10 protein-coding genes are annotated in these 9,679 nt (G+C 72.9%); 5 read left to right on the forward strand and 5 right to left on the reverse strand.

Features of this window, described 5'->3' with window-relative positions; all coding sequences use genetic code 11:
* Positions 1-145 precede the first annotated feature (145 nt).
* Positions 146-1,552: a geranylgeranyl reductase family protein gene (locus FNH09_RS21655; RefSeq protein ID WP_338017638.1), complete on the forward strand. Its 1,407-nt coding sequence runs from the start codon at positions 146-148 to the stop codon at positions 1,550-1,552.
* 7 nt (positions 1,553-1,559) lie between these two features.
* Here the strand turns inward: FNH09_RS21655 and FNH09_RS21660 are convergent, their stop codons facing one another.
* Positions 1,560-2,009, reverse strand: coding sequence for a nitroreductase family deazaflavin-dependent oxidoreductase (locus FNH09_RS21660; RefSeq protein WP_152890466.1), 450 nt, complete (start codon positions 2,007-2,009; stop codon positions 1,560-1,562).
* Positions 2,010-2,214: 205 nt separating this feature from the next.
* On the opposite strand from FNH09_RS21660, the gene FNH09_RS21665 reads away from it, so the two are divergent.
* The 3 genes from FNH09_RS21665 to FNH09_RS21675 all read left to right on the forward strand — a co-directional run bounded on the left by FNH09_RS21665 (position 2,215) and on the right by FNH09_RS21675 (position 5,003).
* Entirely contained in the window at positions 2,215-2,937 is a 723-nt protein-coding gene (locus tag FNH09_RS21665; protein ID WP_152890468.1) for a TetR/AcrR family transcriptional regulator, read from the forward strand.
* Between the two features lie 111 nt (positions 2,938-3,048).
* Positions 3,049-4,341 (forward strand): sensor histidine kinase, encoded by a 1,293-nt coding sequence (locus tag FNH09_RS21670; RefSeq protein ID WP_152890470.1) that lies wholly within the window; start codon positions 3,049-3,051, stop codon positions 4,339-4,341.
* The gene (locus FNH09_RS21675) at positions 4,338-5,003 is read left to right on the forward strand and encodes a response regulator (protein ID WP_162468896.1); all 666 of its coding nucleotides are present in this window, start codon (positions 4,338-4,340) and stop codon (positions 5,001-5,003) included. Before FNH09_RS21670 ends, FNH09_RS21675 begins: the two co-directional genes overlap by 4 nt.
* Here FNH09_RS21675 and FNH09_RS21680 read toward each other — a convergent pair.
* Positions 4,964-5,290: a DUF6332 family protein gene (locus FNH09_RS21680; RefSeq protein WP_152890472.1), complete on the reverse strand. Its 327-nt coding sequence runs from the start codon at positions 5,288-5,290 to the stop codon at positions 4,964-4,966. The two genes, FNH09_RS21675 and FNH09_RS21680, sit on opposite strands and share 40 nt — an antisense overlap.
* A gap of 117 nt (positions 5,291-5,407) precedes the next feature.
* Positions 5,408-6,898, reverse strand: a complete 1,491-nt coding sequence (locus FNH09_RS21685; RefSeq protein ID WP_152890474.1) for an MFS transporter — start codon at positions 6,896-6,898, stop codon at positions 5,408-5,410.
* 85 nt (positions 6,899-6,983) lie between these two features.
* On the opposite strand from FNH09_RS21685, the gene FNH09_RS21690 reads away from it, so the two are divergent.
* Positions 6,984-7,388, forward strand: coding sequence for a MarR family winged helix-turn-helix transcriptional regulator (locus FNH09_RS21690; RefSeq protein ID WP_152890476.1), 405 nt, complete (start codon positions 6,984-6,986; stop codon positions 7,386-7,388).
* A 25-nt stretch (positions 7,389-7,413) separates the two neighbouring features.
* On the opposite strand, the gene FNH09_RS21695 is transcribed toward FNH09_RS21690, so the two are convergent.
* Together FNH09_RS21695 and FNH09_RS21700 are read right to left on the reverse strand one after the other, a co-directional pair.
* Positions 7,414-8,151: a maleylpyruvate isomerase family mycothiol-dependent enzyme gene (locus tag FNH09_RS21695; protein ID WP_152890478.1), complete on the reverse strand. Its 738-nt coding sequence runs from the start codon at positions 8,149-8,151 to the stop codon at positions 7,414-7,416.
* A gap of 202 nt (positions 8,152-8,353) precedes the next feature.
* On the reverse strand, positions 8,354-9,604 hold the full coding sequence (locus tag FNH09_RS21700) for an MFS transporter (RefSeq protein WP_162468897.1): 1,251 nt from the start codon (positions 9,602-9,604) through the stop codon (positions 8,354-8,356).
* Positions 9,605-9,679 lie beyond the last annotated feature (75 nt).

Consider the following 9,679-nt stretch of genomic DNA (forward strand, 5'->3'; position numbering starts at 1 on the left):
TGTACGGATGATCGTGTCAGCGTATGCGCACCTGGGGTACAGGGCGCAAACGCCTCCGATACTCCCACAGCGGTCCCGGGCCACGGCCGCCGTAGGATGCGGGGGACAGGTGCGGCAGCGGCTTGATCGGGAGCAGTAGACCATCGTGAGCAGCGAGAACTCTTCGGCGGACGACGTGCGGCAGGTGTGGGACGTCGTCGTGGTGGGCGCGGGACCCGCGGGGGCCTCGGCCGCCTACGCGGCGGCGGTCGCAGGGCGGCGCGTCCTGTTGCTGGAGAAAGCGGAGCTGCCCCGCTACAAAACGTGCGGCGGCGGCATCATCGGACCGTCGCGGGACAGCCTGCCGCCCGGCTTCGAACTGCCGTTGCAGGACCGGGTGCACGCGGTGACGTTCTCGAACAACGGCCGCTTCACCCGGACCCGGCGCTCCAAGCGGATGCTGTTCGGGCTGATCAACCGGCCCGAGTTCGACCAGCAACTGGTCGAGCACGCCCAGAAGGCGGGCGCCGACCTGCGGACCGGCGTCACCGTGCAGCGGGTGGAGCAGCACGGCTCGGCCGTACCGGACCGGCGCACGGTCGCCGTCGTCCTCCAGGGCGGCGAGACGGTGTTCGCGCGAGCGGTGGTCGGCGCGGACGGCAGCGCCAGCCGCATAGGGGCGCATGTCGGTGTGAAGCTCGACCAGGTCGACCTCGGGCTGGAGGCGGAGATCCCGGTGCCGGAGACGGTCGCCGAGGACTGGCGGGGACGGGTCCTCATCGACTGGGGGCCGATGCCCGGCAGCTACGGCTGGGTGTTCCCCAAGGGCGACACGCTGACGGTCGGGGTGATCTCGGCCCGTGGCGAAGGCGCCGCGACCAAGCGCTACCTGGAGGACTTCATCGCCCGGCTCGGCCTCGCGGGCTTCGAACCGAGCATCTCCTCCGGGCATCTGACCCGCTGCCGGGCCGACGACTCGCCGCTGTCGCGCGGCCGGGTCCTCGTGTGCGGGGACGCGGCCGGACTGCTGGAGCCGTGGACGCGCGAGGGCATCTCGTTCGCGCTGCGCTCGGGGCGGCTCGCGGGCGAGTGGGCGGTCCGCATCGCCGAGGCGCACGACGCCGTGGACACCCGCAGGCAGGCCCTGAACTACGCCTTCGCGATCAAGGCCGGGCTGGGCGTGGAGATGAGCGTCGGCAAGCGGATGCTGGCGGTGTTCGAGCGGCGGCCCGGGGTCTTCCACGCGGCGCTGACGGGTTTCCGGCCCGCCTGGCGCGCGTTCGCGGACATCACCCGGGGCGCGACGACCCTGGGTGAGCTCATGCGCGGCCACCCCCTCGCCCAGCGCGCCCTGACCGCGCTGGACCGCCGGCCCACGCCGGACGCGGCGAGCGGTGCGGACGACGCCGACGGTGCGGGTGATGGGGGCGGTGCTCGTGGCGTACGGGGAGCGCGTGGCGCGAGCGGTACGAGCGGTGCGAGTGCCAAGGGTGGCGCCGCGGTCGCGGACGGCGAGAGCCCCGAGGCGCGCGAGGCCGACGATGTCCGTGAGGCCGACGAGACCGGCTCCTGATGCTCGTTCAGCTCTTGAGGCTGATGAGGAAGACCGGGTGGTCCGGAGCGATCCTGCGCAGGTCGGCGTCGGGGGAGTCGGGCCCGACGCCGTTGAAGAAGACGCCCACCTCGGCCTTCCAGCGCTTGAGGTAGGCGCGCAGCAGCGGGACCTTGTCGTCGTCGGCGACCTCGGTCGCGGTGAACTCGTCCACGTTCTTGCCCAGGCGCAGTTCACCGCCGCCGGCCGCCCGCATGTTGTGCGTCCACTGGACGTGACCGCGAGGGGCGAGCAGGTAGTGACGGCCGTCCACCGTCAGGAGGTTCACGGGGGTGGTCCGCCATTCGCCGCTCTTGCGGCCGCGGACCGCCAGTACCCGAGAGCCCCAGACGCTGATGCCGCGGCGGGTGATCCAGGCGACGGCACGGTTGAAGACGTTGACGGTGAACCAACCGGGCTTCTTGACGTGCGTGGACATGGCTACTTCCTCCTGGAAGCTCGCGGGGAGCGCATTGCGAGAGCAGTGCTCTCGCTTGATGGACAGTCTGCTGGAGATCGGTGATCCATAGCAAGAGCACTGCTCTCAATTTTTTGCGGTGCTCTCATTTCTTGGCGCTGCTCTCGTTTCATTGCAGTGCTCTCGGTTGTGTGCACTGCTCCCGAAACGTGGGACACTCGCTCGTATGAGCAACCCCCCAGACGGCACCCGAGGCGCCCGAGCCCGCGCCAGGGCCGAGGTCACCGCGGCCATCAAGGACGAGGCGCGCAGACAACTCGCGGCGGAGGGCGCCGCGAAGCTGTCGCTGCGAGCCGTGGCGCGCGAACTCGGGATGGCCTCCTCCGCGCTGTACCGCTACTTCCCCAGCCGTGACGACCTGCTCACCGCCCTCATCATCGACGCCTACAACTCCCTGGGCGAGAGCGCGGAGGCGGCGGAGGCCGCGGTCGCCGAGGCCGGTCCGGCGCACAGATGGACCGCGGTGTGCGAGGCCGCCCGGGCCTGGGCGCTCGCCCACCCGCACGAGTACGCGCTGATCTACGGGTCCCCGGTGCCGGGATACTCCGCGCCCCAGACGACCGTCCCGGCCGCCGCGCGGGTCGGCCTCCTCCTCATCGACATCGTGCGGGACGCGCACCGGGGACTCGGCGTGGCCAAGCCGCCGCTGCCGGCCGAACTGCGCGCCGAGGCCGAGCGGATGACCGCCGACCTCGCGCCCGATCTGCCCCCGGAGGTGGTCACGGCACTTGTCGCGGCCTGGGCGCAGCTCTACGGGCTGATCGGCTTCGAGCTGTTCGGGCAGTTCAACCGGGTCGTGGAGGACCGCGAGCCGTTCTTCCGGCTCGCGGTGGCCCGGCTCGCCCACGGCGTGGGGCTGGTGTACCCGCAGCAGGGCCGGACCGACTGAGCGGACCGGCCGTGCGTGCGGGTACCGCGTCGGCGTACTGCGCGGGGAGTACGCGTGATCGCCCCGACCGGCGGACGTCCGCCGGGGGCGGCGGCGTCTAGCGTGGCGGACATGGACGAGCAGCGCGTATCCGATGGCGGGCCGCCCCCGCGGTGGCGGCACGGGCCGCTGGGGACCCTCTGGGACAAGGAGGAGCGAGGTACCCGTTGGCCGTGGCGCTCCACCGTCGTGATCACCGTGTTCGTGCTCGGCGGGTCGAACTTCGCGGCCCACGCCCAGCAGAGCGGACGGCTCCCGCTGGACGCCCTCGCGCGCGTGCTGCTGCTGGCCGGATCGGCTCTGCTCCTGTGGCGGAAGCGCTGTCCGGCGCTCGTCGCCTTCGGCACGGCCGCGGTCACCCTGGTCTATCTGGCCGCCGGATACGCGTACGGGCCGGTCTTCCTGACCGTCGCCGTGGCCTGCTTCAGCGCGGTCGTCACGGGGCACCGCGAGGTCGCGTGGTCGGCGGTGGGGATGCTCTGGGCAGGCCATGTGCTGGTGACCCACTGGCTCTACCGGTGGCTGCCGCCGACCGGTGACGCGGCGGCCTCCTGGTGGCAGGAGGCCGCCGTCGCCACCTGGGTGGCCGGGGTGCTCGCGGTGTCCGAACTGGCCCGGGCACGGCGTGAGCAGTGGGCCCGGGAGCGGGCCGAGCGGGCACGGGCGGCGCGTCGGCGCGCCGACGAGGAACGGCTGCGGATCGCCCGCGAACTGCACGACGTCCTCGCGCACAGCATCTCCGTGATCAACGTGCAGGCGGGCGTCGGCCTGGCGCTCCTGGACACGGACCCGGAGCAGGCACGCACGGCGCTCACCACCATCAGGGCCGCGAGCAAGGAGGCGCTCGGCGAGGTCCGCCAGGTGCTCGACACACTGCGTACGCCGGGTGACGCGCCGCGCACGCCCGCGCCCGGTCTCGACCGGCTGCCCGAACTGGTGGAACAGGCGGCCACCGCGGGGCTCGCCGTCGAGGTCGAGGGGCGGCCGCCCCGGCTGTCGCCCGGCGCGGACCTCGCCGCGTTCCGTATCGTCCAGGAGGCCCTCACCAACGTCGTGCGGCATTCCGGTTCGCGGCACGCACGCGTGCGCGTCGAGCACGCCGGGGGCGAACTGCGGTTGTGCGTCGACGACGACGGGCCCGCGACCGGCGCCGACGCGGGCGGCAGCGGCAACGGGCTGGCCGGGATGCGGGAGCGGGCCGCCGCGCTCGGTGGCAGGATCGAGGCGGGACCGCGCCCGGACGGCGGCTTCCGGGTGCTCGCCGTACTGCCGTCGGAACGGAAACAGGACCGGGCACCGGCACAGGCGCCGAGAACAGGATCGGGATCGGTGTCGTCGCCGTCGAAGACCGAGGAGGATCGGTGATCCGCGTACTGCTCGCCGACGACCAGTCGTTGGTCCGGGCCGGATTCCGGGCGCTGCTCGACGCGCAGTCGGACATCGAGGTGGCCGGAGAGGCCGCGGACGGCGAGGAGGCCCTGCGCGCGGTGCGCGAACTGCGCCCGGACGTCGTCCTGATGGACATCCGTATGCCCCGCCTGGACGGCCTGGCGGCCACCCGTGGCATCACCGGCGACCCCGCGCTCGCGGGGGTCAAGGTGGTCATGCTCACCACCTTCGAGCTCGACGAGTACGTCTTCGAGGCGATCCGCTCGGGTGCCTCCGGCTTCCTGGTCAAGGACACCGAGCCGGAGGAACTGCTGCGGGCGGTACGGGCGGTGGTCGAAGGGGCCGCGTTGCTCTCGCCGGGCGTGACCCGTCGGCTGATCGCGGAGTTCGCGGCCCGTTCCAAGGAACCCGCGGCCGCCGACGACCTCGCCCGGCTCACCGAGCGGGAACGGGAGGTGATGGCTCTGGTCGGCATCGGTCTGTCCAACGACGAGATCGCCCGCCGCCTGGTGGTCAGCCCGTTGACCGCGAAGACCCACGTGAGCCGCACGATGGTGAAGCTGGGCGCGCGGGACCGGGCCCAACTGGTCGTGCTGGCCTACGAGTCGGGACTGGTGCGGCCGGGCTGGCTGGGCTGAGACAGCTCCGCCTGCCCGACTTCGTCCTCGACACCGGCGGCGGGGCGGCCCTGGAAGCGGAACAGCACGCTGACCACTCGTACGGCGAAGAGCACGGCCGCGAGCGCGAGCCCCGCGCGCAGCAGCAACTTCTCCCAAATGCCCGGAAGTTCGAACAGCAACGCGGGACCCGCGACGGCACCGAAGAGAAGTGCCGCGGCGAACGCCGCGCTGCACAGCGCGTACCCGATCTCGACCGTGATCGCGTCCCGTTCGGCCTGTGTGCGCCGTCCCCCGTGGCCAGTCATGCCACGAGTCAAACAGGCGTGTGCCCGGCGGACAAGGAGCCCCGCCGGGCAGGTACGCACAGCAGACGTTCAGCGACGGGCTGGCCTGTCACAGCCTCAAGTCGCCCTGGGCGAAACCTAGTCGCCGACGGCCACGCGCTCCGCCTCCGCCTTCGGTTCCCGTGCCGCGGACCCGGTGACCACGATGCTTTGCCGGTCGGCCGTGCGGGGCCGCAGCCCGGTGAGGGTGATCAGCAGTCCGGCGAGGGCGATGCCGGTGACCACCACGAGTCCCGGCCGGTAGCTGTCGAGCACCGCCTGCGGGGTGGCGTCGGGGGAGGTGTGCGCGGTCACCACGGCCGTGACGACGGCCAGGAAGATCGCGCCGCCCACCTGTACCGAGGTGTTCAGCAGGCCCGAGACCATGCCCTGTTCGTGGTCCTCGACGCCGTTGGTGGCCTGGATGTTGAGCGAGGGGAAGACGAGTGCGCAGGCCGCGCCGATCAGCAGCATGCTCGGCAGGATCACGGCCGCGTACGCCGGGTCGAGGTCGACCCGCAGGAACAGCGCGTACCCGACGGCCATCAGCGCGAAGCCCGCCGCGATCAGCCGCTGGGTGCCGAAGCGGTTGACGATCGCGCCGACCTTCGTCGAGGACACCGCCACCAGCGCGCCGGCGGGCAGGAACGCGAGCGCGGTGTGCAGCGCCGACCAGCCGAGCAGCGACTGCATGTACAGCGTGACCAGGAACTGGAAGCCGACGTACGACCCGAAGAAGGCCATGGCGCCGAGCTGGGCGCGGATCTGGTTGCCGGAGCGCAGCACGCCCAGCCGGATCAGCGGCCCCGGCGAGCGTCGCTCGACCAGGACGAACACGGTCAGCAGCGCGGCGACGGCGAGGAAGGACAGCAGGGTGCGCGCGGACGCCCAGCCGGCCCCCGGTGCCTGGACGACGGTGAAGACCAGCAGCAGCATCGACGCGGTGCCGAGGACGGCGCCGGGGATGTCGTAGCCCTTGTGGTCCCGCTCGCGTTCGCTGTGCGGCAGCAGCCGCAGTCCGGCGGCGAGCGCGAGCAGGGCGATGGGCGCGGGCAGCAGCATGGTCAGTCGCCAGCTGGCCTCGGTGAGCAGGCCGGACAGCACCAGGCCCATGGAGAAGCCGGTGGCGGCGCAGGTGGTGTAGATGGACAGCGCGCGGTTGCGCAGCGGGCCCTCGGGGAACGTCGTGGTGATGATCGACAGGCCGGCCGGTGCCGTGAAGGCGGCGCTCAGGCCCTTGATGAACCGGCTGGCGATCAGCAGCGGGCCGGAGTCGACGAGTCCGCCGAGCAGGGACGCCAGCGCGAACACGCCCAGGGCCACCAGGAAGACCTGGCGCCTGCCCAGCAGGTCGGCGGTGCGGCCGCCGAGGAGCAGCAGGCCGCCGTAGCCGAGGATGTAGCCGCTGACGATCCATTGCAGGGTCGAGGTCGACAGGTGGAGGTCCGAGCCGATGGACGGCAGGGCGACGCCGACCATCGACACGTCGAGCGCGTCGAGGAACATCGCGGCGCACAGCACCAGGAGGGTGCCCCAGAGCCGCGGGGTCCAGCGTCCGTCGGACGCCGGAGCGGTGAGCGGAGAGGTCATGACGACGAGACTACATGCACATGCATTGAATGTAAGCGCATTTAATTCTGATGCAACAATCTCGCTTCTCTGTTACGGTGCCGACATGGCGACGGAGAAGGCCGAGCAGGCGCTCGTTGACCGGTGGCGGGACATCCTCGCGCTGCACGCGCGCACCCAGTGCGAACTCGACCGGGCGCTGCACGGGCACGGTCTGTGCGGCAGCGACTTCGAGGTGCTGGACGTGCTCGCCGAAGGTGCGGCGGCGGACGGCACCTGTACCTACCGCGTCCAGGAGATCTCCGAGCGGGTCCACCTCAGTCAGAGCGCGTTGTCGCGGCTGGTCGCCCGGCTGGAGAGGGACGGTCTGGTCGAGCGGACCATGTGCCCGCAGGACCGGCGGGGGGTGCGGGTCGGCCTCACCGCCCAGGGGCGAGCCCTGCACGGTGAGGTGCAGCCGGTGCAGCGTGCGGTGTTGACGCGCATGCTCACGGACGGCCCCGCCGACTGACGTCCGTGGCCGTCGGCGACGACGGTCAGCCGATCGCCGAGTTCTCCCGCCACAGCGCGGCCAGCGACGCGTCCCCCGTCGCGTCCGGCAGTGGCCGCCGGTTCCACAGCGCCAGGTACAACTGCGCGGCCGGACCGGCGAGTTCGCAGTCGGCGTCGGCGGCGTCGTCCCGTGTGGTCACGGGCGGTTCCGGGGACAGCCGCACGGTCCACACCGCGTCGGTGTCCGACGTGCGCACCCGCAGCACCCGCGGCGTCCCGGTGCGCACCCGGCTCCGGGGCCGGGCGTGGAAGCCGCGCAGCAGCTCGTCGATGCCGTCCGTCGCGAAGTCCGCGGGGACCGGGCCCGGGGTGCCGTCGAGCGCCGACTCGGCGTCGTAGCGGTGGACGGCCGTCTCGTGGGCCTGGCGGCGGGCCCAGAAGAACAGGGGCGAGGGGCCGGGCGCGGGGAGGAAGGTCCAGGCCGGCGCGTCGGCCGGTGCCGAGGTCAGGGTGTCGACGAGGTGCCGGTGGCCGGCGCGGTACCAGGCCAGCAGCTCGTCGCCGTCGAGCTCCGGCGGGTCGCCCATCGGCCGCGGGGAGGTGTGCCCCTCGGCGACGAAGGAGGCGGCCCAGCGGTGCACCGCACCCGTGTGCCGCAGCAGGTCCCGCATCTGCCACCCCGGGCAGGTCGGCACCTTGGCGTCGGCCCCCGCCGCCTCGGCGGCCGCGGCGAGCGCCCGGCCCTCCCGGTCCAGGGAGCCGATGAAGTCTTCAGTGTCCATGGGGTGAGTGTGCCGGACGGCGGGAGTGCGGGACGGCGGGAATCCGGGACGACGGGAGCCGGGAGTGCGGGACGGCGGGAATCCGGTACGGCGGGAGCCGGAAGTGCGGGACGCCGGGAGCCGGAAGTGCGGGACGGCGGGAATCCGGTACGGCGAAGCGGTGCGCGCCCGGGGTGGGGCGGACCGGCACGGCCGGGCCCGGTCACTCGGCCGGGGCCGCTCGCCCGGTCGCGAACCCGATGAGGGCGGCCACCCCGGCCAGCACCGCGACGCTCGTGAGCGCGACGGGCAGCGAGAGCCAGTCGGCCATGAAGCCGATGGCGGGCGGTCCCAGGAGCATGCCGCTGTAGCCGAGTGTGGAGACGGTCGCGACACCGGACGGTCCGGCGAGCCGGCCCGCGTGTTCGACGGCGACCGGGAAGAGGTTGGCGAGCCCGAGCCCGGTGACGGCGAAGCCGAGCAGGACCGCCCAGGTGGCAGGGGCGAGGGCGGCGACCGCCATGCCGACCGCGGCGACGGTGCCGCCCGCCGTCACGGTGCGGGTGCGGCCCAGCCGTTCGAGCAGCGCCGTGCCCGACAGCCGCCCGGCCGTCATCGCGAGCGCGAAGCAGGAGTACCCCACCGCCGCTGTCCCCGCCGACGTGTCCAGGTCCTGTTCGAGATGCAGTGCGCCCCAGTCGGCCATGGCCCCCTCGCCGTACGCCGTGCACAGGGCGATCAGTCCGAGTACGGTCACCAGCCGCCGGGTCCGGGAGTCGGGTCGACGGGAGCCGTCGCGCCCGGCGACCGGGGGTGCGGCGGCCGGCCGGACGACGAGCGGCTCGGGGTCTGCCTGGTGTGCGGCGGCCGGCCGCGGTCCGGGCGTCTCCGTGTCGGCAGGCGGCGGGGGCTCGTGGCGCAGCAGGGTGTGCCCCGCGGCGGCGGTCACGAGCAGGCCGACGAGGGTGAGGCCCAGCAGATGGCGCGTGGGGGAGAGCGAGCCCGCGACCAGTCCCCCCAGCCCGGCGCCAGCCATCCCGCCCAGGCTGTACGCCGCGTGGAAACTGGGCATCACCGGCCGTCGCAGCGCGGCGACCAGATCGACGGCGGCGCTGTTGAACGCGACATTGATCCCGCCGTACGCGGCGCCGAAGACCAGCAGCACGGCACCGAGGGCCGGTGCGGAATGCGTGAGCGGGGGCAGCGCGACGCTGAGCGAGAGCAGTACGGCGCAGACGACCGTCACCAGGTGGCTGCCGTAGCGGCGGCACAGCCGGCCGGTGAGGGTCATGGTGACGACGGCTCCGGCGGAGACCCCGAGCAGGGCGAGTCCGAGGGTGCCTGCGGAGGCGTGGGTCTGGTGCTTGATCGCCGGGATGCGTACGACCCAGCCCGCGAACACGAAGCCGTCGAGGGCGAAGAAGGTGGTCAGGGCGATACGGAGGCGGGTGAGGTCGTTGCCGTTCCCCGGCACGACACTGTGCGTTCGGGTTTTGTTTATTAGCGGCACAAAGTCAGCGTAGGGCGCCGGGCAGGGGCGGGCAAGGGG

Source organism: Streptomyces adustus (assembly GCF_009377175.1).
Classification (GTDB): Bacteria; Actinomycetota; Actinomycetes; order Streptomycetales; family Streptomycetaceae; genus Streptomyces; species Streptomyces adustus.

What these genes read in the sequence shown, in the direction of transcription:
- FNH09_RS21660 (WP_152890466.1), bottom strand. Translation starts at nt 2,009, where the DNA reads ATGTCCACGCACGTCAAGAAGCCCGGTTGGTTCACCGTCAACGTCTTC.
- FNH09_RS21665 (WP_152890468.1), top strand. Translation starts at nt 2,215, where the DNA reads ATGAGCAACCCCCCAGACGGCACCCGAGGCGCCCGAGCCCGCGCCAGG.
- FNH09_RS21695 (WP_152890478.1), bottom strand. Translation starts at nt 8,151, where the DNA reads ATGGACACTGAAGACTTCATCGGCTCCCTGGACCGGGAGGGCCGGGCG.
- FNH09_RS21685 (WP_152890474.1), bottom strand. Translation starts at nt 6,898, where the DNA reads ATGACCTCTCCGCTCACCGCTCCGGCGTCCGACGGACGCTGGACCCCG.
- FNH09_RS21690 (WP_152890476.1), top strand. Translation starts at nt 6,984, where the DNA reads ATGGCGACGGAGAAGGCCGAGCAGGCGCTCGTTGACCGGTGGCGGGAC.
- FNH09_RS21680 (WP_152890472.1), bottom strand. Translation starts at nt 5,290, where the DNA reads ATGACTGGCCACGGGGGACGGCGCACACAGGCCGAACGGGACGCGATC.
- FNH09_RS21670 (WP_152890470.1), top strand. Translation starts at nt 3,049, where the DNA reads ATGGACGAGCAGCGCGTATCCGATGGCGGGCCGCCCCCGCGGTGGCGG.